Here is a 24,547-nt window from a genome sequence, read left to right as displayed (position 1 = left end):
CTCCCGCCGTGCGGGAGAGGGGCCGGGGGAGAGGGAAACGGGCGCACGAACAGGCGAACTCGCCCGCCCAGCCTACCGCCGCTTCATATAAAACACGAACACCTTGTCCACTTCCTCGTGCGACAGCAGCTCGTTGCCGGTCTGCTTGGCGAACGCCTGGAAATCGCGCGTCGCGCCCGGGTCGGTGGCCAGCACCTTCAGCACGTCGCCGCTGGCCATGTCGGCCAGTGCCTTCTTGGTGCGCAGGATCGGCAGCGGGCAGTTCAGGCCCCGCGCATCCACTTCCTTCTGAAATTCCATCTTGTCTTCCCTGATGTTGCCTCGTGTTGCCGCCGGCCGCTGACTCAAGCCGCGTCCGTGCAGTGCGAGGCCGTCATTGTAGCGTCGTGGCGTCCGCTTCCGCCCGTGCCGCACGCGGATCAGGGATGTCGGCGCCGGTCTGCCGATCGAAGAAACGCACCGGGTAGCCGCGGGCCGCAAGCCAGTCGGCGACGGCGAAGCCGGTTCCCGCGTTCCAGATGCGCATCTTCTCGGGCGCCACCAGCCGGTACTCGGCCAGCTCATCCGACAGCGCGATGGTGCCACTGGCTTTCACGTGATACGCGATGATCAGCTCGTTCTTGCGCATGAACTCGTAGACCCCGATCAGCGCGACCGATTCCGCATCCAGATTGGTCTCCTCCTTCAGCTCGCGCGCGACACCCGCCTCCGGTGTTTCGTCACGTTCGAGAAAGCCGGTGACCAGCGCGAACATCCCTTCCCGCCAGGCAGCGTTGCGGGCCAGCAGCAGCTTGTCCTGGTATTCCACGACGGCGGCGAGCACCGGCAGCGGATTGTCCCAGTGCACGAAGCCGCAGTCGTGCCCCGCACAGGCCAGGCGCTCCCGGCCCGACAGCGGCAGGGTCATCAGCTCGTCGCCGCACTGCGGGCAGAAGCGATAGGTCGGCATGGTGTCTCCTGGTGATGGTGTTGCCCCGCCCGGGGCAGCCGGTGGCGGTCAGTCAGCGCGCGCAGACCTCGCGCATGTCGGCCGCCAGCGCCTCCACCGTCTCGGGTTGCAGATCCCACGAGCACATGAAGCGGCAGCCGCCCGCGCCGATGAAGGTATAGAAGCGCCAGCCCTTCGCCCGCAGCGCTTCGATGGCCTGCAGCGGCAGCTCGGCGAAGACCGCGTTGGCCTGGGTCGGGAACATGATGCGTACCTGCGGGATCGTCGAGATGCGCTCGTGCAGCAGCTGGGCCATCGCATTGGCGTGGCGGGCGTTGGACAGCCACACGTCGTTCTCCAGCAGGCCCAGCCAGGGCGCGGAGATGAAGCGCATCTTCGAAGCCAGTTGCCCGGCCTGCTTGACGCGGTAGGCGAAGTCCTCGGCCAGCTTGCGGTCGAAGAACACCACGGCTTCCCCGACCGGCAGGCCGTTCTTGGTGCCGCCGAAGCACAGCACGTCGACGCCCGCGCGCCAGGTGATCTCCGACGGGTGGACGCCGAGCGAGGCCACCGCGTTGGCGAAGCGGGCGCCGTCCATATGCACCCGCAGCTGGCGGCGCTTGGCGATGGCGGAAATCGCGCGCACTTCCTCGACGGTGTAGACGGTGCCGACCTCGGTCGACTGCGTCAGCGACACGACCTTGGGCTTGGGGTAGTGGATGTCGTTGCGGCGCGTGACCAGTGCCTCCACCGCGTCGGGCGTCAGCTTGCCGTTCGCGCCCGGGGCGGTCAGCAGCTTGGAGCCGTTCGAGAAGAATTCGGGGCCGCCGCACTCGTCGGTCTCGATATGCGCCAGCTCGTGGCAGATCACCGAATGGTAGGACTGGCACAGGGCCGACAACGCCAGCGAATTGGCCGCGGTGCCGTTGAAGACGAAGAACACCTCGCAGTCGGTCTGGAACAGGTCGCGGATGCGATCGCAGACGCGCTGGGTCCACGAGTCGTCGCCGTAGGCCTGCTCGTGGCCGCTGCCGTTGGCTTCCAGGAAGTACTTCAGGGACTCGGGGCAGAACCCGGCATAGTTGTCGGAAGCGAAATGCTGCATGGAATGCCCTATTGCTTGTCGGACCACAGTACGCCGCCGGTAGCCCAGTTCTCGCGCTTGACGTCGGTGATGATGATATCGACGGCGCCAGCCGAGCAGCCCAGTGTCTCGCAGGTGACGCGGGTGATTTCCTCGACGAACTTGCGCTTCTGCTCGGCAGTGCGCCCCTCGAACATCTCCACGTGGAATGTCGGCATCTGTAGCTCCCTGGTGTCCTGATTGGCATGGCGCCGGCGCGTGCCGGCGGTGAAGCCGATACTGTAGCGGAAGCGCGGGCCGGCGTCGCTGCGGTTGCGGGATTCGGGGCCGCGTCAGGCCTGCCGCATCGGCGCCAGCCGGCGCAGCATCAGATACAGACCGGCGCCCATCAGCAGCGCCAGCGCCGCGCCGGCCAGCGAGGCGGCAAAGCCGCCCGTGCGCGTCACCAGGGCGGTGGCGAACGGCGGTCCGGCGATCTGTCCGAGCGCGTAGGCCGAGGTCATCAGCCCGATCAGCCGCGGCGCGTCGGCGCCGGCCAGGCGCCTGGCCTCGTGCATGGCAAACAGCACCAGCGCGGTGAACGGCAGGCCGGCCAGCAGGCTGCTCAGCGCAAATCCGGCCATCGTCGGCCATAGCGCCGCGATGCCGACCCCAACGGCCTGCATGGTGTATGCCGCTGCCAGCAGGATGCGGTTGTCGTGCTCGACGCCCAGCCGGATCGCCAGCAGCGCTCCCGCAGCCACCGCAAGCCCGAACAGCGGCCAGAACAGGTCCGCCCACAGCGAGCCGGGCATTGCCTCGCGGGCGATCACCGGCAGGAAGGTCGCGGTAATGATGTAGCCGAATCCCGCGAGGCCATAGGCGGCCGTCAGGATCCATTCCTGCGCGGACAGCCGGCCATGCGCCCTCGCGGGCGGCGCGGAAGAAGGGGCGCCGGCCGCCGGCGCCGCGCGCGCCCCGAAGATCCGCCAGACCACCGCCACCAGCAGCAGAGCCAGCAGGCCGAACGCGATCCATCCGGAGGCGGCGCGCCATTGCAGCCCGACCATGCCGAAGGCGGACAGGCCGGTGGCGGCGATACCGAGTCCGGGGCCGCAGAAGATCATGCCGCTGAGCGCGGGACGGCCCAGCTCGGCCAGCCTCTGCATGCACCAGGCGGTGGTGTAGACAAGCACCACCGCGCTGGCCACCCCCGCTGCCGTGCGCCACAGCGCCCACGCCGCCATGCCCAGCGGCAGTGCCATCGCAAGCGTCAGCAGCACCGTGGCGGCAAGCCCGAGCCGGACCATGCGCGCGGGGTCCGGGCGCATCCACAGGCAGGCGACCGCCCCGGCAAAGTAGCCGATGTAGTTCCAGGTCGCCAGCCAGCCGCCCTGATGCAGATCCACCGCGCCGTCATGCAGCATCAGCGGCAACAGCGGCGTGAAGGCGAAGCGGCCAATGCCCATCGCCACCGCCAGCGCGACCAGTCCGGCCAGTGCAACAGCCCAGGCCCCCATCGCACGGCCGGCCGCGGGTCCGGCGCCGGCTTCCATGGTATGCAGTTGTCGATACGGCACGGTGCGCTCCCCTGCTGTGCTTGGCGGCCTGCACTGGCCCGTCCGGGCGCCCGGTAGCGGCGGCGCAGCACCTCCGGGCAGTCGCGCTATCGTACCCAACCTCGCCGCACTTCGCTGATCGGAGCCTGGCCCACCGCCGGCACGTCGCCTACACTGGATGGAACCGATGGTCATGCTGGCGCCGTCTGCGCCTCGTCCCGCCTGACGCGCCCGGGCATCCCGGCGACGTCCTCCGCCATGCCGACTGCCGCTACGCCCTTCCGATGGCCGCTGGCCATCCTGACGATCGTCGTTGCGCTGCTGCTTGCTGCCCTGGGCAGCACGAGCGGCGCAGTGGCCGATGTCGGCAGCGCCGCGCAGCCCGCGGCCGCCGCGCCTGTGCACGTGATACCGGTGCGCGGCGCCATCGGCCCGGCCACCGCCGCCTTCGTGCAACGCGGACTGGAGCGCGGGCAGGAGGCCGGCGCCCAGCTGATCGTGCTGACGCTGGACACGCCGGGCGGGCTGGACACCGCCATGCGCGACATCGTGCGGGCGATCATCACCAGTGCGGTGCCGGTCGCCGCCTACGTGTATCCGGGTGGGGCAAGGGCGGCCAGCGCCGGTACCTACATCCTCTACGCCAGTCACCTGGCCGCGATGGCGCCGGGCACCAACCTTGGGGCCGCGACGCCCGTGGCGGTCGGCATTGGCGGTTCGCAGCCGGAGCGCGGCCGCGAAGGGGGCAGTGGCAGCGGCGACGCCAGCCGGGCCGAAGGATCGCCCGCGCCGTCGGGTGACACCATGGCGCGCAAGCAGATGCACGACGCGGCGGCCTACCTGCGCGGCCTGGCGCAGCTGCGCGGGCGCAACGCCGACTGGGCCGAACGCGCGGTACGCGAGTCGGTGAGCCTGTCGGCGACCGAAGCGGAAGCGCTACGCGTGATCGACCTGGTGGCCGCCGACGTGCCGGCGCTACTCAAGGCGGCCGACGGGCGCAGCGTGCAGGTGGCCGACGCCCGGCGCACGCTGCGCACGGCCGGCGCCGCGGTGGTGGAGCTCGAACCGGACTGGCGCATCCGTCTGCTGGCGGTGCTGACCGAGCCGAGCGTGGCGCTGATCCTGATGATGATCGGCATCTACGGCCTGCTGTTCGAATTCTCGACACCCGGCATGGTGGTGCCCGGCGTGGTGGGCGCCATCTGCCTGCTGCTCGGCCTGTTTGCGCTGCAAATGCTGCCGATCAACTATGCGGGCCTGGCGCTGATCGCGCTGGGGATCGGCTGCATGGTGGCGGAGGCGTGGCTACCCAGCTTCGGCGTGCTGGGGCTGGGCGGGGTTGCCGCCTTCGCGCTCGGGGCAGTGATGCTGATCGACACGGACCTGCCTGGCTATGGCGTGCCCCTGTGGTTGGTCGGCACGCTCGCGGTCTGCGCCGCCGCGCTCAGTTTCGGCATTTCCCTGGCCGCGCTGACGGCGCGCAAGCGCCCGGCGGTGATCGACGACACCCGGCTGACGGGCGCGGCCGGCACCATGCTGGACGGCGAGTGGGGCGAGTTCCAGGGCGAACGCTGGCGGGTGCACGCCAGTACGCCGCTGGCTGCGGGGCAGCCGGTCCATGTCACGGGAAGGCAGGGACTGGTGCTGCTGGTCGAACCGCTGGAAACGACACCGTCAACAAGGAGAGACCGACCATGATCTTCAGCTTCGGCGCGGGTACGCTGATCCTGCTGCTCGTCATCCTGATCGTCTCCGCGATCCGGGTGCTGCGCGAGTACGAACGCGGCGTGGTGTTCATGCTGGGGCGGTTCTGGCGGGTCAAGGGACCCGGGCTGATCCTGGTCATCCCGGTCATCCAGCAGATGGTGCGGGTGGACCTGCGTACCATCGTCATGGACGTGCCGTCGCAGGACGTGATTTCGCGCGACAACGTCTCGGTCAAGGTCAATGCCGTGGTCTACTTCCGCGTCGTCGATCCCGAGAACGCCATCATCCAGGTGGCCAATTTCCTCGAGGCGACCAGCCAGCTGGCGCAGACCACGCTGCGGGCGGTGCTGGGCAAGCACGACCTCGATGAAATGCTGTCCGAGCGGGAAAAGCTGAACCTCGATATCCAGAAGGTGCTGGACGCGCAGACCGACGCCTGGGGCATCAAGGTCTCCAATGTCGAGATCAAGCATGTCGACCTGAACGAATCGATGGTGCGGGCGATCGCGCGACAGGCCGAAGCGGAGCGCGAGCGGCGCGCCAAGGTCATCCACGCCGAAGGCGAACTGCAGGCCTCGGAGAAACTGCTGGAGGCGGCGCAGATGCTCGCGCGGCAGCCGCAAGCGATGCAGCTGCGCTATCTGCAGACGCTGACCCAGGTCGCGGGCGACCGCAGCTCGACCATCGTGTTCCCGGTCCCGATGGAGATCCTGGAAGCGGTCAAAGGCTATGCGGCATCCCGTCCTGGCGCGGCCGCGGCGCCCGCAGCCTCGCACGCGCGCGAGCCCGCCGCAGAGCCATGGCCCGACGACCCGGCCAGCTGACCGCAGGGACTCGGCGCGACAAGGCCTTCTCGCCGCAAGTTACAGGCGAGCACGGATTGCGATAACCCGGTCGGCATTCCAACAGCCGCCGCCGGGCCTCCTCCTACAGTACTCCGATGGCCGTCACGGCCGATACCCGTCACCGCAACGAACGGCGTGCCGCCCGCTCGCGCACGCCATCCAGCCAAGGAGCCCGCATGTTGTCCATCGCCAATCACAACGCGTTTTCCGCGCGCGCCGGTGCGCTTCACCACAATCTGTCGAACAGCGCGCTGGAGCATCACCCCCGCGCCGCGCCTCTGGAAGACCTCGAGCGCTGGATCTGCCGCCGCGTGCAGGTGCTGGAATTGCAGGTGTCGCTGCTGAACCAGGGGCTGCTCGGCTCGGTCACCCCGGCGCAGCTGCAGCGCGCCTATCGCGACGGCCTGAGTCGGCTAAACCAGGATCTGCGCACCAGCTTTCGGGAAACCATGCAGGCGCGCATCTTGCCGGACAAGCCAAGCTACATCATCGCCGAGGACGGCGGCAGTTTCGTGCTGCTCGACCGCGCCGAAATGGAACGGCGGGTGCAGCGCTTCGGTGAACGGCTGGACGAGGAGATGCAGGTCCATGGCAACTTCACCTTCGGGCCGGCCTCGGGATGGCAGGCGATGCGAGCCGACCGGCATCTCGAACTGGAGCAGATGGAGCAGGTGCGGGAGGAGATCAAGGAGAAGCAGAACGCGATCAACCTTCCCCTGGTGGAAACCGGTGCCCGCATCGCCGAGCAGATGCGCCAGCTGCACCAGGAGCGCCGCGATGCGCTGCGCGACGCGGCGTTTCACCAGAGCTGGCTGGCCGCGTGCGAGCGCGGGGATATCGCGCAGATGTGGGACGTGCTGCGGCACCTGGGCAGGCGCGACGCGCTGCACGAGTTCATCGACCGCCTCGGACCGAACGGGATGAATGCGCTGCATATCGCCTGCCAGAGCCACGACATCGCGATCGCGGCAGAGCTGCTGCAAGCGGGAGCGAGCCTGACGGCGGCAAACGACATGGGACGGTTGCCCATCCATATCGCCGCCCGCGCGCATCACGGCAGACCGGAACGCGCGCGGACCTTTCTCGCCTGGCTGGAAGCGTCGGGCGCCGAAGTGGGCGCATGCGACCCGAGCGGGCGCAGCGCGTTGAACGAAGCCTGTTACTTCGGCAATCAGATCGCGGTGGAATGGCTGGTCGGCCGCGGGCTGCGCCTGGACGAGCGCGACTGCCATGCGCGGACCCCGCTGCATGTGGCCGCGGCGGGCGGGCACGGCCACCTGATCCGCTGGATGCTTGCGAACGGCGCGGATGCCGATGCCCGCAATGCGGCCGGGGAGCGGCCGATCGTCGAAGCGTGCCTGTCGGGCAAGCCCGACGGCGTGCAGGCGTTCCTGGACGCCGGGCACTGGCTGACGCAGGCCGAACTGGAGGAGATGGACCGCCGCGGCATGCTCGGCTCGGCTGTCGTGCGCAATGCCTGCGCGGTGCCGCTCGCGGCAATGATGGCGCGGCTCACGCCGGCGCCCCTGCCGCAGCCGCTCACGCCGCTGCCGCCCGCCGTCACCGACGCGATCGCGCAAACCGCGCCGCAAGGCGGGCCGGCGATGGTACGGATGGTGGAACGGATTGCCGAGCCCCGCAGCGCCGCGGGGCCGGTGATTTCGCTGCGCCGCTGGGTGGCGGAACGGTGGCGGTGAAGCCGTAGCGGCGAGGCCGGAGACGCCGGGCTTCCGGGGCGCGGTGTCCGCCCTCTCCCTTTCAAGGGGAGAGGGAAGAGGCCAGCCCGGTCCTCAGACCTTGGCGGCGACCCACTCCTGCACGCCAGCCAGCGCGGCGGGCAGGCGGGCCGGTTCGGTACCGCCGGCCTGCGCCATGTCAGGGCGGCCACCGCCCTTGCCGCCGACCTGCTGGGCAACGAAGTTGACCAGGTCGCCGGCCTTGACCCTGGCGGTCGCATCGGCGGTCACGCCGGCGATCAGGCTGACCTTGCCGTCCTGCACCGCGCCGAGCACGATGGCCGCGCTCTTGAGCTTGTCCTTGAGCTTGTCCATCGTTTCGCGCAGCGTCTTGACGTCGGCGCCTTCGAGCTGCGCGGCCAGCACCTTCAGGCCCTTGACGTCGATCGCCTGTCCGGCCAGTTCGTCGCCCTGGGAAGCCGCCAGCTTGCTCTTGAGCCGCTCCAGTTCCTTCTCCAGCGAACGGACCTGCTCCTGGACCTGGCCAATGCGCGACACCAGTTCGCCCGGCTGCGCCCGCAGCGCCGCGGCCGCTTCGTTCAGCCGTGCGTCCAGCGATTGCAGATAGCGCAGCGCGTTGTCGCCGGTGATCGCTTCCACGCGGCGAATCCCGGCCGCCACGCCGCCTTCCATCACGATCTTGAACAGGCCGATGTCGCCGGTACGGGTGACGTGCGTACCGCCACACAGTTCCTTGGAGCTGCCGATCGACAGCACGCGCACTTCGTCGCCATACTTTTCGCCGAACAGCGCCATCGCGCCGCTCTTGACCGCGTCGTCGAAGCCCATCAGTTCCGCGCCGGTGGCTTCGTTGCGCAGGATTTCGGCATTGACGCGCGCCTCGATCTCGCGGATCTGCGCATCGGTCAGCGGCGCGTTGTGCGAGAAGTCGAAGCGGGTCTTGTCGGCATCGACCAGCGAGCCCTTCTGTTGCACATGGCTGCCCAGCACCTCGCGCAGGGCCTTGTGCATCAGGTGGGTCGCGGAGTGATTGCGCATGGTTCGGGCGCGGCGCTCCGCATCGACCTGCGCGACCACGGCGTCGCCCACGCGCAGCGTGCCGGCCGCCAGCGTGCCATGGTGGCCGTAGACGTCGGCCTGCACCTTCGTCGTGTCATTGACGGCGAACACCGCAGCACCGGCGCGGATTTCGCCCTGGTCGCCGGCCTGGCCACCCGATTCGGCGTAGAACGGCGTGTGGTCCAGCACGATCACGCCGGTCTGGCCGGCTTCGATCGCCTCCACTGCCGCCCCGTCGACGTAGATCGCGGTGACGTGCGAATCCTCGACCAGCAGCTTCTCGTAGCCGTGGAAGGTGGTCTTGGCGCCGGCGTATTCGAGGCCGGCCGCCATCTTGAACTTGCCGGCGGCGCGGGCCTGCTCGCGCTGGCGCGTCATCGCCGCGTCGAAGGCGGCTTCATCCACCGACACCTCCTGCTCGCGGCAGACGTCCTGGGTCAGATCCAGCGGGAAGCCGTAGGTGTCGTGCAGCTTGAACGCCAGCTCGCCGTCCAGCACCTTGCCGCCGCGGCCCTTCAGCTCGGTCAGCGCGGCATCGAGAATGCTCATGCCGTTCTCGATGGTCTCGAAGAAGCGTTCCTCTTCCGCCTTCAGCACTTCGACCACGCGGTTCTGCGCCTCGGCCAGCTCCGGGTACGCCTCGCCCATCTGCGCGACCAGGTCGGGCACCAGCTTGTGGAAGAACGGTGCCTTGCGGCCGAGCTTGTAGCCATGGCGGATCGCCCGGCGCACGATCCGGCGCAGCACGTAGCCACGGCCCTCGTTGCCCGGAATGACGCCGTCGACGATCAGGAAGGAACAGGCGCGGATATGGTCGGCGATGACCTTCAGCGAATTGTTCGACAGGTCCTCGACGCCAGTCTCGCGGCCGGCGGCGCGGATCAGCGCCTGGAACAGGTCGATCTCGTAGTTGCTGTGCACATGCTGCAGTACCGCGGCGATGCGCTCCAGGCCCATGCCGGTATCGACGCAGGGCTTGGGCAGGGGCGTCATGTTGCCCTGCTCGTCCCGGTTGAACTGCATGAACACCAGGTTCCAGATCTCGATGTAGCGGTCGCCGTCTTCTTCCGGCGATCCCGGCGGGCCGCCCCAGACGTCCGGCCCGTGGTCGTAGAAGATCTCGGAGCACGGACCGCAGGGGCCGGTGTCGGCCATCTGCCAGAAGTTGTCGGAGGCGTAGCGCGCGCCCTTGTTGTCGCCGATCCGGACGATACGCTCGAGCGGCACGCCGACTTCCTTCGCCCAGATGTCGTAGGCCTCGTCGTCCTCGGCATAGACGGTCACCCACAGCTTCTCGGCCGGCAGCTGATAGACCTTCGTCAGCAGCTCCCACGCGTACTGGATCGCCTCGCGCTTGAAGTAATCGCCGAAGGAGAAGTTGCCCAGCATCTCGAAGAAGGTGTGATGGCGGGCGGTATAGCCGACGTTTTCCAGATCGTTGTGCTTGCCCCCTGCCCGCACCGAGCGCTGGGAGGACGTCGCCCGGCTGTAGGGCCGCTTGTCCGCGCCAAGGAAGACGTCCTTGAACTGCACCATGCCGGAGTTGGTGAACAGCAGCGTGGGGTCGTTCGCCGGCACCAGGCTGGACGAACGGACCACGGTGTGACCCTTCGATTCGAAGAATTGCAGGAACTTGCTGCGGATGTCGGAGACTTTCATGTTCAGGGCAAGGCGTCCCGCGCGGGGCTTGCCGGACGCGGACAGATTGGATTATGCAAACGGTTGATTATACGGGGAACAATCCCGCCACGTCGCGGTCGGCGTCGGCTTGCGGTGATAGTCCCAAGTGCGTCGCGCTTCCCGCAGGTGGTACAGTTCAGCCTGTCGCGCACGGGACCGGCCCGGCGCCAGCCTTCTATACCGCCGCATGGGAGCTCTCAGCCACCTCCGCGTCCTCGACCTGACCCGCGTGCTCGCCGGGCCGTGGTGCGCACAGAATCTCGCCGACTTCGGCGCGGACGTCATCAAGATCGAACGCCCCGGCGCGGGCGACGATACCCGGACCTGGGGCCCGCCCTGGCTGCGCGACGAGCAAGGCCGCGACACCGCGGAAGCCGCCTACTATCTTGCCGCCAACCGCAACAAGCGCTCGGTCACCTGCGACATCAGTACCCCCGAAGGCCAGCGCCTGGTGCGCGAGCTCGCCGCGCAGAGCGACGTGGTGCTGGAGAACTACAAGGTCGGCCAGCTGAAGAAGTACGGGCTGGACTACGAGTCGCTCAAGGCAGTCAAGCCCGACCTGATCTACTGCTCGGTCACCGGCTTCGGCCAGACCGGGCCGTATGCGGCCCGCCCCGGCTACGACTTCATCATCCAGGGCATGGGCGGCTTCATGAGCCTGACCGGCGAGCGCGACGACCTGCCCGGCGGCGGACCGCAGAAAGCCGGCGTCGCCATCTCGGACCTGATGACCGGCCAGTACGCGACCATCGCGGTGCTGGCCGCGCTGGCCCACCGCGACCGCACCGGCGAAGGCCAGTACATCGACATGGCGCTGCTGGATGTGCAGGTGGCCATGCTGGCCAACATGAATACCAACTACCTGGCCAGCGGCATCGCGCCCAGGCGCTGGGGCAACGCCCATCCCAACATCGTGCCGTACCAGACCTTCCAGGCCTCGGACGGCTGGATCATCGTCGCGGTGGGCAACGACGGCCAGTTCCGCAAGTTCGTCGATGCCGGCGGCCGCCCAGAGCTGTCGGCCGACCCGCGCTTTGCCACCAATCCGCAGCGGGTGGCCAACCGCGATGTCCTGGTGCCGATCCTGGCCGAGATGGTGCGCCCGCGCACCCGCGCGCAATGGATCGCCGATCTGGAAAAGGCGGGCGTGCCGTGCGGGCCGATCAATACGCTGGACGACGTGTTCGAGGACGAGCAGGTCAAGGCGCGCGGCCTGCGCGTGGACCTGCCGCACCCCAGCGCTGGCGAAGTCAAGCTGGTGGGCAGCCCGATCCGGATGAGCGCAACGCCGCCACAGGCGCTGCGGCACCCGCCGCTGCTGGGCGAACACACCGAGGACGTGCTCGGCGACATGCTCGGGTATTCGGCAGACGAGATCCAGGCGCTGCGCGACAAGGGCATCATCTGATTCGCAGGCCGCCTGGCCGGCCGGGCCGCTACCGGCTGGTTGCACACACGCAGTGACACGACAGGAACACCCACCACCCCTTCCTAGCCCGGAGACACCATGCTGCTCGACGCGACACTGGCCTTCCTGCATTTCCTGGCGATCTTCCTGCTGATCACGTTCCTGACCGCCGAGGCGGTGGTGTTGCGCCCGGGCATCACCCCGGCGACAGTGCGCCGGGTGGGCATCTACGACCTGCTTTACTTTCTGTCGGCCATGGCGGCGCTCGCCAGCGGCCTGCTGCGCCTGTTCCTCGGCGCCAAGGGCGCCGGGTTCTATACCCCGAACCCGTGGTTCCACGCCAAGATGACGGTGTTCGTCGTGATCGCGCTGTGCTCGCTGCCGCCGACCTTCCGCTTCCGACGCTGGCGCAGGCAGCTTGCCAGCCGCGCGGACTTCGTGCCGGCCGACGCGGAGCTGAAGTCGGCGCGCCGCTGGGTCATGCTGCAGGCGCACCTGATCGTGCTGCTGCCGCTGTGCGCCGTGCTGATGGCGCGCGGCATCGGCATCCGCGGTTGAGCGCTCATGGACGAGCTGCGCGGACCGGCCATCAACAACCGACTATCGAATGAAGAGGCGCGCACCACGAGGCGCGCCCACCGATTCCCAACCTTCCTCTGCCACCCCATGTTCAAGACGCTCGTAGCCGCGGCACTGTCCGCCGCCTCCTTCGCCGCCGCGCTCGCGGCCGGCCCTGCCGCCGCCGCGGAAACCCACGGCTCCTGGCCGCAGAAGCCGGTGCGCTTCGTCGTGCCCTACCCGGCCGGCGGCCCGCTGGACACGGTGGCCCGCGCCATCGGCGACAAGCTCAAGGACAGCCTGGGCCAGCCGGTGATCGTCGAGAACCGGCCCGGCGCCGGCGGCAACCTGGGCGCCGACTATGTGGCCCGGCAACCGGCCGACGGCTACACCATCGTGATGGGCGCGGTGGCCACGCACGCGATCAACCCGACGCTGTTCGCCCGCATGCCGTATGACCCGATCCGCGACTTCGCGCCGATCACGCTGGTGGCCGACGTGCCCAACGTGCTGGTGATGCACCCAGGCAAGGCCGCCGAACTGAACATCCACAACCTGCGCGACCTGGTCGAATACGCGCGCAAGAACCCGGGACGGCTCGACTACGCCTCGGGCGGCAACGGCAGCGCCGGCCATCTGTCGGGCGAACTGTTCAAGAGCCTGGCCAAGGTCAGCATGGTCCATATCCCCTACAACGGCGCAGCGCCGGCCCAGCTGTCGGTGCTGTCGGGACAGACCGACCTGATCTTCGACAACCTGGCCTCCGCCAGCCCCAACATCAAGGCCGGCAAGCTCAAAGCCTTCGCCGTGACCACGCCGGCGCGCGCCGCCGCGCTGCCCGAGCTGCCGACGATCGCCGAGGCCGGCAAGGGCCTGGGGCTGGAGAGCTTCGACATCTCGACCTGGTTCGGCGTATTTGCGCCGGCCAACACGCCGCGCGAGATCGTCGAGCGGCTCAACCGCGAGATCGTCGCGGTGCTCAAGACCGAGGACATGAAGGCGCGCATGGCCCGGATCGGTGCGCAGCCGGCCCCCACCACGCCGGAGCAGTTCGGTGCGCTGGTGCAGCGCGAACTGAAGAAGTACGCGCAGATCGTCAAGGCGTCGGGGGCGAAGGTGGACTGAGCCGCCCCCTGCGTCTCGTCAGCCCGCGTTCGTCGCGGGCTTTTTTTCGCCGCTGCCGTCCCTGTGCCTGGTTTCGACGTGAGACAAGGGCGCACCGGCGGGCCGGCGCGTGTCGTTTGCCAGATTTGCGCAAGTCCCGGCTGACGCCAGTCCCTACCGTTGGCTAGACCGTCCGCGATGCCGCGGCTACCCTGGGCAACCGACCATGACGATTTCCTCCGTCGCAGCACCTCGCATTCCTCTGCCCGCCTCTCTTCCCCTCGCCGCAGTGCTGTCCGCCGGGCCGGACGGCTCGCTGGCGATCCGCCCCTCCCCTGGGATGGCCTGGCGCAGCGCCCTGCACCGAGTGTTCGGCATCGGCAAGACGCGCGCCGATACCGCGGTCAACCGCGCCTCGTGGCAAGCGCTGCTCGACGCGATCGAGCGGCTCGGCGGGGCAACGGTGCGGCAGCGGCTGTGCCGGATGGAAATACGGCTCGCGGGCGATGCCGCCGCCGGACTGAGCCTTGCCGATCGCCTGCAGCGCGGCAGCTACATCGGTCCCAGGGCGCTTACGCAAGTGGCCGAGGCGTTCTGTATTGCGTGCGGGCTCGAGCGCGACTGCGAACAGGCACGGGCCGCATTGCTGTCCCGCGGACAGGAAGGGACGGCACCATGCCCGCTTGAAGCGCTCTTTTCCCGCATCGCCAACGAGCCCCCCGTCGCCGCGGCAGGCGAGCTGCCGGACACCCGTCGTTACGTCGCCAACCAGCTGATGCTGGCGCTACGACCGCCGTCGGCATGGCCAGCCGGCCCTGCGCTGGACGAGGCCCGGGCCGCACTCGTCCGGGAAGGACTCGACCCTGTCCAGCTGGAGTCGCCGGCGCTGCGCAAGCAGCTGCTGCAGAAGCTGGAAGTCCGTGCGCTGAACGGCGCGATGCCGGGGCCCGGCCTTCATCCGGCGGGCCAGCGGGCGGTCCGCCAGCTGGCGTCCGTCGGTCTGGCGCTGTCCGCGTGGCGGCGCGCCGAGCTGCTGACCGCCCTGATGCGCAACCAGCAGGAAATCGACGCGCTGATGGCGGCCGAACTGACGCTGCCCGATTCCCCGTTGTTGCATGCCCGACCGGGGAACGGGCCAGGTACGATGCTGCACGACCTGGAGGCGCAATGCGAACTGGTTGCACGCGCGGAGGAATCCCCGCAGCTTGCGCACTTGCTGAGCATTCGCGCCCCGCTGCTGGACGAACTCCACAGGAGACTGCGGTTCGAGGGCCTCTGGCATGGCGAAGTGGAAATGCTGCGACTGGAGGCAGGCCCCCAGCTTGAAGCGATACGGCGACGGCGCAGCGAGTTGCAGACGTGCTTGCGCAGCGGGGCCGTGCCGGCGGAGCGGGTGCGCGATGCGGTGCGGCTGGAACAGCTCCTCAAGCTTTGCCGGATGCTGCGCACACTGGCCAGTGAACGGCTGATGCAGGGCGCCAGGATCGACGCGCCGCTGCTGCTGGAGATGGCCGATGAACTGCTGCGCGAGCGCCGCTACCTCGGTCAGTTCCTTGCCGCGCGCAACCTGGAATATCTGGCGCAGATCGCGCGAGGCCCGGGTCGCCAATACGAAATCGCGATGGCGGTGCGCGCTTGCGCGGACGCCGTGCCATCGAATCAACGTGGGGACGTGTGCAACGACGATCTGTTCTGGCTGGCGGACCAGCTCGGCCGGCGGGACCATACCGTCTCCGCGCTGGGCGCCCTGGCGTTGCGCAGCGGCGCGCGCGGCCGATTTTTCGGCGATGCGGCGCGCCAATGGACGGTGGACGAGGTTTGCGACAGGGTGGCGGAGGCCATCGACCGCATCGTCGAAACGCGCGAACGCTGGCGCGCGCTGCGCGCGGACAAGACCGCTGCGCTGGAGGACCGCTGGCAAGCGTGCAAGGAAGGCCTGCGCGATATCGTCCGCACGCGTGAATTGCGGCCGGCGGACCTTGCGCCACTGGTATTCGAGGCAACGCGGCCCTATCTGGAGGCTCGCCACATGTCGATGCGCGAGTTGAACGACGAGCGCCGCGAGGCGGACCGGCGCATGACACGCTATCGCAAGCTGTTCCCTTCGCTGGCAAGCTGGCATGGCGGCACCGAAGAAGGTCCGGTCGCCGGGAACCTGTTCGACATTGCCGGCGCGCGGATCACGGCCCCGCTGCTGCGGATTGCCGACCTGTGCATGGACCGCCAGGGCGAGCCGGCCGCGTTGGGGCCGCAGGGATGGTCGATGGCGGCGCTGCTGGCCCTGCCCGAAGATGACCGCGAGCAGGCCCGGCGGCGAGAGCGGTTGCGCAACGGCATTCTGGATCAGTTGAACGGCGTCGGCACCCGCGACGGCCTGCTCGGCCTCGCCTGCAGCACGATCGGAACCTTTACCGAGCTGTGGCCATCCTGGAGCGCGCGTCGCGATGACATCGGCGAAGTCGTCTTCTCCAGCCACCGCGAACGGGGCGAAGCCCAGGCGCTGATCGAGCAGGCAAGGGACCTGGCGGGGGCGCTCGGTCGCCTGAAAGACGACGTCACGGGGCGGATACCCCTGGCGTCGGTCGTCGGGACCGATTTGCGCGAGATCCAGGGCAACCAGCGGATCGCCTGCGACGGGATTGATGCCCTCGCTGCCGCGCTGAAACGGATCGAAGCGGTGCTTCGCATCAGCCCGCACCTGCAGCACGAGCGCGCGACGCGGCACGGTGCCGCCGCTGGGCCACGCTGGGCCGCTCCCCCCGAGGGCTGGTGCCCCCCCAGGATCGGCGACGGCCGCCCGCCGCTCCCCGAGCGGGTGGCCAACTGGGTGAACGAATCGATCGAGGTGCTGCGGCGTCGGTTCCGCGAGTGGGGGAGGACACGCCGGGCGACAATCTGGAACGCCGGCCCCTCAACCTATCGATGATGCTCGGGCGCCCAGGCGCGCCTAGCCCTGCCCCTGCCCCTGCCCCTGCCGAGGCAACCGCAACCCGACCTGCACGATGCGGCCGCGGTCCATTCTCGCGGCTGTCAACGTCAGTCCCGCCAGCTCGATACTGTCGCCCTCGACCGGCGGCGTGGGAAACGCCGCCAGCATGGCGTCCTCCAGCGTCATCGGCTGCTCGTCCGGCGTCAATGGCCGTACGCCGTACAGGCCCGCCACGTCGCGCAGCATTGCCTCGCCAGCCAGCACGAAGTCGTGCGGCACCTCGGCCCAGGCGGTAGGCCGGCTGGGCCGGTGGAACAGCTGCCCCAGCGCGGGCGCGCTGCTGGCCGGACCCAGCACCGACACCATGTCGCCGGCGGCCAGCGCGGCGCCTTCCGCGGGCAGCAGCCGTTCGTTGCGGGCAATGGTGACGATGCGGCAGCGCGGCGGCAGTTCGATCCGGTCCACCCGCTCGCCCGCCGCCGGGGACTCGGGCTCGACTTCGAACTGCATCAGGTCGAACGCGGGTTCGCGGGTGCCCTGCATGCGCGTCCTGGATAGCGGCTCCGGGTAGGACGGGCGCTGCACCCGGGCAATGCGGGCGGCCAGCGGCACCGTCATGCCCTGCAACAGCAGGCTGGCCAGCACGACGGCGAAGGCGACGCGGAACAACAGACTCGAGTCCGGCATGCCTTGCAGCATCGGGAACAGCGCCAGCACGATCGGCACCGCGCCGCGCAATCCCATCCAGCCGATGAACCCCTTCTCGCGAAGATTGAAGCGAAACGGCAGCAAGGCCAGCCAGACGGCAATGGGGCGCGCCACCAGCATCAGGAACAGCGCGACCGCCATCGCCGGCAAGGCCACCTCCCAGATCCGGTGGGGGGTGACCAGCAGCCCGAGCAGCAGGAACATGACCGACTGGGCCAGCCACGCCATGCCATCCATCGCCCGCATGGCGTCGGCCCCGACGGCGCGCTCCCGGTTGCCGATCAGCATGCCGGTCAGGTACACCGCCAGGAAGCCGCTGCCGCCGGCAGTCTGCACGATGGCGAACACCATCGCCCCGCCCGAACAGAGCAGGATCGCCTGCAACCCCTCGGCGACGCGGACGCGCTCGAGCACCCGCGCCAGCACGTAACCCAGCGCCAGACCGAGCGCGCCGCCCACGCCGAACTGCACCAGCAGGCGCGTGGCCAGGGCCCCGGCGCTCAGCCCATGCGGCGCGTTGATCCATTCGATCAGCGTCAGGGTCAGGAAGATCGCCATCGGATCGTTGATGCCGGACTCGATCTCCAGCACGCTGGCCACCCGTTCCTTGAGCCGCACCCCGCTGCTGTTGAGCAGCGAGAACACCGCGGCGGCATCGGTCGAGCCGACGATGGCGCCCAGCAGCAGCCCCAGCTTCCAGTCGATCTGCAACACCCAGGCGGCGAACAGGCCGACCAGCACCGTCGTGATCAGCACCCCGACGGTGGCCAGCGACAGCGACGGCCGCAGCGCGACGCGGAAGGTCGCCAGCCGGGTGCGCAGGCCGCCGTCCAGCAGGATGACCGCCAGCGCCACATTGCCGACCAGGAAGCTCAGCCAGGTATTGGCGAAGCGGATGCCGCCGGGGCCGTCCACGCCGGCCAGCATGCCGACCAGCAGGAACACCAGCAGGAACGGCACGCCAAGGCGCGCCGAGATGGCGCCGAAGACAATGCCGAGCGACATCACCGCGGCGCCGATCAGGATGACATGATCGATGCTTTCCAAGAAATCTCCCTTGCAGCCCGGCTTCTGCGGCATTGCGGCGCCCGGGCAATACGCCAAGGCGGCCGATGATATATGACCGCGCGCTGCGCCCCTGACCGGGGGGCAAACCGAAGCTAGGGAGATACCCTCACATTGGTCAAGTTTGCAGACATCTGAAAGGTGGCTGAAAGGTGCCGCCCTTAACTTCCCCCTGCCTGCGGACGGGGAGGGTGAGGGGCGCATTTTCGCTGCACTGCACAACGCTCCGAACCGTCGCCTTGCACCATCCGGGAACTGTCGCCGCGCACGCCATCATGGCCTGACGGGAACGGAATCGGAGGGCGTTGGCGGCAGCGCCGCGGCATGGCAGTACTGCCGTACCGTTTTGTCAAATCGAGGAGAATCATTTTGCGCATACGAAGCCAAAAGGACTTTGCCTCCGGCCTGATGTTCATTCTGGTCGGCTTGGGCTTTTCCTGGGTCGCGCGCGGCTATTCGATGGGAACCGCCGCGAAGATGGGCCCCGGGTATTTCCCGTTCTGGCTGGGCATGGTGCTCGCCCTGCTGGGCGCGCTGGTGCTGGTCGGCTCCCTTTCCAGCAAAGGCGAAGACGACAAGCTCGCCCGCTGGGACATCAAGCTGTTGCTGTGGATCCTCGGTTCGGTGGTGCTGTTCGGGCTGCTGCTCAAGCCGCTGGGCATGGTGCTGTCGGTGATCGTGCTGGTACTGGTGTCGTCGATGGCGAGCCACGAATTCACCTGGCGCGGTGCCATCCTGAACACGATCGTGCTGGTGATCATCAGCATGGGCGCGTTCGTCTACGGCATCAATCTGCAGATGCCGGTGTGGCCGGCCTTCATCACCGGCTAAGGAGCGCCCCATGGAATTGATCGAGAACCTGGGCCTTGGCTTTGCCACGGCCCTGACCTTCCAGAACCTGGCCTACGCCTTCCTCGGCTGCCTGCTCGGCACGCTGATCGGCGTGCTGCCGGGCCTCGGCCCGCTGGCGACCATCGCCATGCTGCTGCCGATCACCTACACGCTGCCGCCGGTGGCCGCGCTGATCATGCTGGCCGGGATCTACTACGGCGCGCAGTACGGCGGCTCGACCACCGCGATTCTGGTGAACCTGCCAGGCGAGTCGTCCTCGGTGGTGACCACCATCGACGGCTACCAAATGGCTCGTCGCGGACGCGCCGGTGTCGCGCTGGCAACCGCCGGCCTGGGCTCGTTCTTCGCCGGCTGCGTGGCTACCCTGATCCTGGCCGGCTTTGCCGCGCCGCTGTCGGAACTGGCGTTCAAGTTCGGCCCCGCCGAGTACTTCTCGCTGATGGTGCTGGGCCTGATCGGCGCCGTGGTGCTGGCGTCCGGCTCGCTGGTCAAGGCGATCGGCATGATCGTGCTGGGCCTGCTGCTGGGCCTGGTCGGCACCGACGTCAACTCGGGTGTCGCGCGTTATTCGTTCGACGTGCCTGAACTGACCGACGGCCTGAACTTCGTCGCGGTGGCAATGGGTATCTTCGGCTTCGCGGAAATCATCGCGAACCTGGAGCAGCGCGAAAAGCGCGAGACCTTCACCGACCACATCACCAACCTGTTCCCGACCAAGGAAGACTTCAAGCGGATGATCCCGGCCGTGCTGCGTGGCACGGCGCTGGGTTCGGCGCTGGGTATCCTGCCGGGCGGCGGCGCCTCGCTGGCTTCGTTCGCCGCCTACACGCTGGAAAAGAAGTCGTCCAAGTACCCGCAGGAATTCGGCAAGGGCGCCATCGAAGGCGTGGCGGGTCCGGAATCGGCCAACAACGCCGCTTCGCAGACCTCCTTCATCCCGCTGCTGACGCTGGGCATTCCGCCCAACGCGGTGATGGCGCTGATGGTCGGTGCGATGACCATCCACAACATCCAGCCGGGTCCGCAGGTGATGACCAGCAACCCGACGCTGTTCTGGGGCCTGATCGCCTCGATGTGGATCGGCAACCTGATGCTGATCGTGCTGAACCTGCCGCTGATCGGTATCTGGGTGAAGCTGCTGAAGGTGCCCTACCGCTTCCTGTACCCGGCCATCCTGACGTTCTGCTGTATCGGCGTCTACTCGGTCCAGAACACCACGTTCGACGTGTTCCAGACCGCGGCCTTCGGCGTGGTGGGTTATCTGTTCCTCAAGCTCAAGTGCGAACCGGCGCCGCTGCTGCTGGGCTTCGTGCTGGGACCGATGATGGAAGAGAACTTCCGCCGTACCCTGCTGCTGTCGCGCGGCGAGTTCACGGTGTTCGTCACCCGCCCGCTGTCGCTGAGCCTGCTGATCGCCGCCGCGATCCTGGTGATGATCGTCGCCCTGCCGTCGATCAAGGCCAAGCGCGAGGAAGCGTTCCAGGAAGAGTAAGCGTGGTATCGATCCCTGCCGCCGCTGCCGTGCATGCGGCGGGCGGCAGCGGAAAGAACAAAGGGGTGCCGCTCGGCACCCCTTTTTTTCGTCTGCGCGTCCGAGGACCTGGCGTCAGCCGTGGCCCGGCGCACCGAACAGCTCCGCGCAAGCAGTGCGGATCGCCTCGGTGATATGGCGGCGCGCGTGGTCGCGCCGCTCCAGCATGCCGACGGTGCGCATCAGCGGGCGTCCGCCGGTGTCCAGCGGCAGCACCCGCAAGCCCTCCTCCTCATGCCAGCGCGCGCGGTTCAGCTGCGGCACGACTGTCACGCCGACTCGCTGCCGGACCAGCTCCACCAGCGCCTCGATGGAATTGAGTTCGAGAAATTCCCGCACCGGCAGATGCGCCCGGCGCAGCGCCCGCTCGACCAGCATGCCGGTGCGCTGCGCGCGATCGAAACGCAGGAAGGGCTGGCGCGCCAGCGCCGTGCGTGCATCGGCGGCATCGGCGCCGTCGCTGCCGGCGGCGACGATGGCGACCAGCGGCTCCTGATACAGCACGCTCCAGCGCAGCGTGCCCGGCAGCCGGCCCGGGCCCTCGACCAGCAAGGCCGCGTCCAGCTGCCCTGCCTCCACCTGGGCGGCAAGGTCGATCGACTTCGCGCCGACCAGCCGCACGTCCAGCGCCGGGTAGGTGCGCTTCATGCCGGCGACCACATGCGACAGCCCGCCCATCACCGACACCACCGCGCCCAGCGCGACCGAGCCGGACATCGCCTCGGGACGCTCGGGCGAGGCGCGCATTTCGTCGTACAGTGCCAGCAGGCGGCGCGCGCGCGGCAGCAGCTCGCGCCCCTCGGCGTTCAGCGCCACCATGCGGCCCGACCGGTCGAACAGCTCGCGGCGCAGTTCATCCTCCAGCGCGCGCATTTGCAGGCTGACCGCTGCCTGTGTCAGCGCGACATGCCCGGCGGCCGCGGCGAACGAGCCGTGGTCAGCCACGGCTACGAAGGTTCGGAGAAATCGGATGGTACTCATGGAGGCGACGCTGGCGGGCCGCACCGGGAAGGGGCGGCCCATACGCAAGCGGGTCTTATGCAATCGGAAAGAAATATTAGCTTTTATTATGCGCGCCTGGGGTCAATAATTCCCGGTGGACCCGCGTCCGTGCACTTGTTTCACTGGAGACCGAGATGACCCCCTGGCTGCGCCGTGTCGGCACAAGCCTGGCCGCGAGCTTCGCGCTGGCCGCCACCCCCGCCTTCGCGCAAGGCTATCCGAACAAGCCGATCCGGCTGGTGGTGCCCTTCCCGGCCAGCGGCGCCACCGACCTGCTGGCTCGCGCCATCGCACAGAAGGTCGGCGAGAACATCGGCCAGCAGATCGTCGTGGACAACCGACCAGGCGCCGGCGGCGCGATCGGCTCGGACATCGCCGCCAAGGCGCCGGCCGACGGCTACACGCTGCTGATCGCCACCAGCAGCACGCACTCGATCGGGCCGCATATCCACCGCAAGCTGCCCTACGACGCCGAGAAGGACTTCACCCCGGTCGGGCAGGTTGCCACCGCCACCAACCTGCTGGTGGTGTCCAACTCGCTGCCGGTGCGCAGCGCCAAGGACCTGATCGACTACGCGAAGAAGCACCCCGGCGAGCTGAACTACGCCTCCAGCGGCAACGGGACGGTGGTGCACCTGATGACCGAGGCGTTCAACACGCAAGCCGGCATCACGATGACGCACATCCCTTACAAGGGCACCGCGCTAGCGGTACCGGACCTGATCTCCGGCAAGGTCCACGTGCTGTTCGACAGCATCGTGACCGCCCTGCCGCACGTCAAGGACGGCAAGCTGAAGGCGCTGGCGGTGACCAGCCCGAAGCGCTCGCCGCTGGTACCGGACGTGCCGACGGTCAGCGAGACCGGCCTGCCCGGCTACGTCAGCGAAACCTGGTTCGGCATCTATGGCCCGCGCCAGCTGCCTGACGATATCGTCAAGCGTCTGAACGCCGAGTTCAACAAGGCGATCCAGGCGCCGGAAGTGCGCGAGCGACTGGCCCGCCTGGGCGCCGAGCCGGTGGGCGGCACGCCGGCGCAGCTGGCCGCCATCGCCAGCAAGGAAAGCGCCCGCTGGGGCAAACTGATCAAGGACCGCAACATCACCGCGGATTGAATGCGACGGACCGCGAGGCCATAGGCCCCGCGGCGACAGAACCAGAGAGACCGACCATGCAGACCTTCGACTGGACCAATCCCTATCCCTCGGTGCGCATTCCGCTGTTCGCGCGCAACGTGGTATCGACGTCGCACCCGCTGGCCGCGCAGGCCGGCCTGCGCATGCTGCTCAAGGGTGGCAATGCCGTCGACGCGGCCATCGCCGCAGCGGCCGCCATCACCATCGTCGAGCCGGTTTCCTGCGGCCTGGGCAGCGACGCGTTTGCCATCCTGTGGGACGGCAAGCAGCTGCACGGCCTGAATTCCTCCGGCGTGGCGCCGGCCGCCTGGAACCCTGAATACTTCCGCTCGCGCTACGGCGAGGACGCCAATGGCATCGCCAAGCGGCCCACCCGCGGCTGGGATTCCGTCACCGTGCCGGGCGTGATCGCTGGCTGGGCGACGATGCACGAGCGCTTCGGCAAGCTGCCTTTCGCCGACCTGATGGAACCGGCGATCGAAATCGCCGAGCGCGGCTACGCCGTGCCGCCGGTGGTCGCCCACAAGTGGGCCGCCGCGGTGCCGGATCTGAAGGACCAGCCCGGCTACGCCGACACCTTCATGCCCAATGGCCGCGCACCGGCCACGGGCGAGCGCTTCGTGATGAAGGCCGCCGCGCAGACGCTGCGCCGCATCGCCGAAAGCAAGGGCCGCGACTATTACGAGGGCCAGATCGCCGAACGCATCGCCGCGTTCAGCCAGCAGTGCGGCGGCGCGATGACGCTGGAGGACCTGCGCAACTTCCGCCCGGAATGGGTCAAGCCGATCAGCAAGTCGTACCGCGGCTTCGAGCTGCACGAGATCCCGCCGAACGGCCAGGGCATCGCGGCGCTGATCGCGCTGGGCATCCTGGACAAGTTCGACGTCGCCAGCATGCCGGTCGATTCGGTCGATTCGCAGCATCTGCAGATCGAAGCGATGAAGCTGGCTTTCGCCGATCTGTACCGCTACGTCGCCGACCCGCGCACGATGGAAGTCACGCCCGAGCAGATGCTCGACGACGCCTATCTGGAATCGCGCGCCAAACTGATCGACATGAGCCGCGCCACCCAGTTCAAGTTCGGCATGCCGAAGTCGGGCGGCACGATCTATCTGACCGCCGCCGACGAAAGCGGCATGATGGTGTCGTTCATCCAGTCGAACTACATGGGCTTCGGCTCCGGCGTGGTCGTGCCGGAAACCGGCATCAGCCTGCAGAACCGCGGCGTCGGCTTCTCGATGGATCCGAAGTCGCCCAATGTGGTCGGCGGCGGCAAGCGCCCCTTCCACACCATCATTCCGGGCTTCCTGACCAAGGGCGGCCAGCCGGTGATGAGCTTCGGCGTGATGGGCGGCGACATGCAGCCGCAGGGCCACCTGCAGACGGTGGTGCGCATGCTGGACTACAAGCAGCAGCCGCAGGCGGCCTGCTGCGCGCCGCGCTGGAAGGTCAACCGCGACTTCACGCTCGACATCGAGGGCACCATGAATGCCGCCACCGTCGAGGGCCTGAAGGCGCGCGGCCATCAGTTGAAGTCGGTGCAGGACCCGTATATGGACTTTGGCTCCGGCCAGTTCATCTGGCGTCTGTCGGAAGATCCCGAGCACGGCTATGTGGCGGCGAGCGACAGCCGCCGCGACGGCCAGGCCGTCGGCTTCTGACGCCGCGCGACGGTTCGCTCCTGTGCTGCACGGCCCGCCCCTCGGCGGGCCGTTTTCG

Annotated in this window: 19 protein-coding genes; 11 read left to right on the top strand and 8 right to left on the bottom strand. The window is 68.5% G+C overall.

Annotation, left to right across the window (positions count from 1 at the left end; translation table 11 throughout):
• Positions 1-72: 72 nt before the first annotated feature.
• The 5 genes from K6V06_RS14615 to K6V06_RS14595 form a co-directional block, all read right to left on the bottom strand.
• Positions 73-300, bottom strand: coding sequence for a sulfurtransferase TusA family protein (locus K6V06_RS14615; protein ID WP_222244544.1), 228 nt, complete (start codon positions 298-300; stop codon positions 73-75).
• A 73-nt stretch (positions 301-373) separates the two neighbouring features.
• Positions 374-949 carry an NUDIX domain-containing protein gene (locus K6V06_RS14610; protein WP_222244543.1) on the bottom strand — a complete coding sequence of 192 codons (576 nt, stop codon included), beginning with the start codon at positions 947-949 and terminating at the stop codon, positions 374-376.
• 52 nt (positions 950-1,001) lie between these two features.
• Positions 1,002-2,033 carry a low specificity L-threonine aldolase gene (locus K6V06_RS14605; protein WP_222244542.1) on the bottom strand — a complete coding sequence of 344 codons (1,032 nt, stop codon included), beginning with the start codon at positions 2,031-2,033 and terminating at the stop codon, positions 1,002-1,004.
• An 8-nt stretch (positions 2,034-2,041) separates the two neighbouring features.
• Positions 2,042-2,230, bottom strand: coding sequence for a 4-oxalocrotonate tautomerase (locus K6V06_RS14600; protein WP_222244540.1), 189 nt, complete (start codon positions 2,228-2,230; stop codon positions 2,042-2,044).
• Positions 2,231-2,344: 114 nt separating this feature from the next.
• Positions 2,345-3,547: a YbfB/YjiJ family MFS transporter gene (locus K6V06_RS14595; RefSeq protein WP_222244584.1), complete on the bottom strand. Its 1,203-nt coding sequence runs from the start codon at positions 3,545-3,547 to the stop codon at positions 2,345-2,347.
• Between the two features lie 261 nt (positions 3,548-3,808).
• On the opposite strand from K6V06_RS14595, the gene K6V06_RS14590 reads away from it, so the two are divergent.
• From K6V06_RS14590 to K6V06_RS14580, 3 genes are all read left to right on the top strand, one after another.
• On the top strand, positions 3,809-5,248 hold the full coding sequence (locus tag K6V06_RS14590) for a nodulation protein NfeD (RefSeq protein WP_222244538.1): 1,440 nt from the start codon (positions 3,809-3,811) through the stop codon (positions 5,246-5,248).
• Positions 5,245-6,081, top strand: a complete 837-nt coding sequence (locus K6V06_RS14585) for a slipin family protein (RefSeq protein WP_222244536.1) — start codon at positions 5,245-5,247, stop codon at positions 6,079-6,081. Before K6V06_RS14590 ends, K6V06_RS14585 begins: the two co-directional genes overlap by 4 nt.
• 197 nt (positions 6,082-6,278) lie before the next feature.
• The gene (locus K6V06_RS14580; RefSeq protein WP_222244534.1) at positions 6,279-7,799 is read left to right on the top strand and encodes an ankyrin repeat domain-containing protein; all 1,521 of its coding nucleotides are present in this window, start codon (positions 6,279-6,281) and stop codon (positions 7,797-7,799) included.
• A 93-nt stretch (positions 7,800-7,892) separates the two neighbouring features.
• On the opposite strand, the gene alaS is transcribed toward K6V06_RS14580, so the two are convergent.
• Positions 7,893-10,517 (bottom strand): alanine--tRNA ligase, encoded by a 2,625-nt coding sequence (gene alaS, locus K6V06_RS14575; RefSeq protein WP_222244532.1) that lies wholly within the window; start codon positions 10,515-10,517, stop codon positions 7,893-7,895.
• Positions 10,518-10,725: 208 nt separating this feature from the next.
• Here alaS and K6V06_RS14570 point away from each other — a divergent pair, with 208 nt between their 5' ends.
• The 4 genes from K6V06_RS14570 to K6V06_RS14555 all read left to right on the top strand — a co-directional run bounded on the left by K6V06_RS14570 (position 10,726) and on the right by K6V06_RS14555 (position 16,534).
• Positions 10,726-11,946 carry a CaiB/BaiF CoA-transferase family protein gene (locus K6V06_RS14570; RefSeq protein WP_222244530.1) on the top strand — a complete coding sequence of 407 codons (1,221 nt, stop codon included), beginning with the start codon at positions 10,726-10,728 and terminating at the stop codon, positions 11,944-11,946.
• A 99-nt stretch (positions 11,947-12,045) separates the two neighbouring features.
• Positions 12,046-12,504, top strand: a complete 459-nt coding sequence (locus K6V06_RS14565) for a DUF2214 family protein (RefSeq protein WP_222244528.1) — start codon at positions 12,046-12,048, stop codon at positions 12,502-12,504.
• A 108-nt stretch (positions 12,505-12,612) separates the two neighbouring features.
• Positions 12,613-13,629: a tripartite tricarboxylate transporter substrate binding protein gene (locus tag K6V06_RS14560; RefSeq protein ID WP_222244526.1), complete on the top strand. Its 1,017-nt coding sequence runs from the start codon at positions 12,613-12,615 to the stop codon at positions 13,627-13,629.
• A gap of 205 nt (positions 13,630-13,834) precedes the next feature.
• On the top strand, positions 13,835-16,534 hold the full coding sequence (locus K6V06_RS14555) for a hypothetical protein (RefSeq protein ID WP_222244524.1): 2,700 nt from the start codon (positions 13,835-13,837) through the stop codon (positions 16,532-16,534).
• Positions 16,535-16,555: 21 nt separating this feature from the next.
• Here K6V06_RS14555 and K6V06_RS14550 read toward each other — a convergent pair whose 3' ends face one another.
• On the bottom strand, positions 16,556-18,292 hold the full coding sequence (locus tag K6V06_RS14550; protein WP_222244522.1) for a potassium/proton antiporter: 1,737 nt from the start codon (positions 18,290-18,292) through the stop codon (positions 16,556-16,558).
• A gap of 387 nt (positions 18,293-18,679) precedes the next feature.
• Between K6V06_RS14550 and K6V06_RS14545 the strand changes: the two genes are divergently transcribed.
• The gene (locus tag K6V06_RS14545; RefSeq protein ID WP_222244520.1) at positions 18,680-19,141 is read left to right on the top strand and encodes a tripartite tricarboxylate transporter TctB family protein; all 462 of its coding nucleotides are present in this window, start codon (positions 18,680-18,682) and stop codon (positions 19,139-19,141) included.
• 10 nt (positions 19,142-19,151) lie between these two features.
• The gene (locus K6V06_RS14540) at positions 19,152-20,654 is read left to right on the top strand and encodes a tripartite tricarboxylate transporter permease (RefSeq protein ID WP_222244518.1); all 1,503 of its coding nucleotides are present in this window, start codon (positions 19,152-19,154) and stop codon (positions 20,652-20,654) included.
• Between the two features lie 114 nt (positions 20,655-20,768).
• Here the strand turns inward: K6V06_RS14540 and K6V06_RS14535 are convergent, their stop codons facing one another.
• Positions 20,769-21,674 (bottom strand): LysR substrate-binding domain-containing protein, encoded by a 906-nt coding sequence (locus K6V06_RS14535; RefSeq protein ID WP_222244516.1) that lies wholly within the window; start codon positions 21,672-21,674, stop codon positions 20,769-20,771.
• Positions 21,675-21,829: 155 nt separating this feature from the next.
• Here K6V06_RS14535 and K6V06_RS14530 point away from each other — a divergent pair, with 155 nt between their 5' ends.
• Together K6V06_RS14530 and ggt are read left to right on the top strand one after the other, a co-directional pair.
• Positions 21,830-22,807: a tripartite tricarboxylate transporter substrate binding protein gene (locus K6V06_RS14530; RefSeq protein ID WP_222244514.1), complete on the top strand. Its 978-nt coding sequence runs from the start codon at positions 21,830-21,832 to the stop codon at positions 22,805-22,807.
• 56 nt (positions 22,808-22,863) lie between these two features.
• A complete protein-coding gene (gene ggt, locus K6V06_RS14525) occupies positions 22,864-24,489 on the top strand; it encodes a gamma-glutamyltransferase (protein WP_222244512.1) in 1,626 nt (541 codons plus the stop codon).
• The last annotated feature ends 58 nt before the right edge of the window (positions 24,490-24,547 follow it).

Source organism: Cupriavidus sp. AU9028 (assembly GCF_019795295.1).
Taxonomy (GTDB): domain Bacteria; phylum Pseudomonadota; class Gammaproteobacteria; order Burkholderiales; family Burkholderiaceae; genus Cupriavidus.
This window is presented reverse-complemented; position numbering and strand designations above follow the sequence as displayed.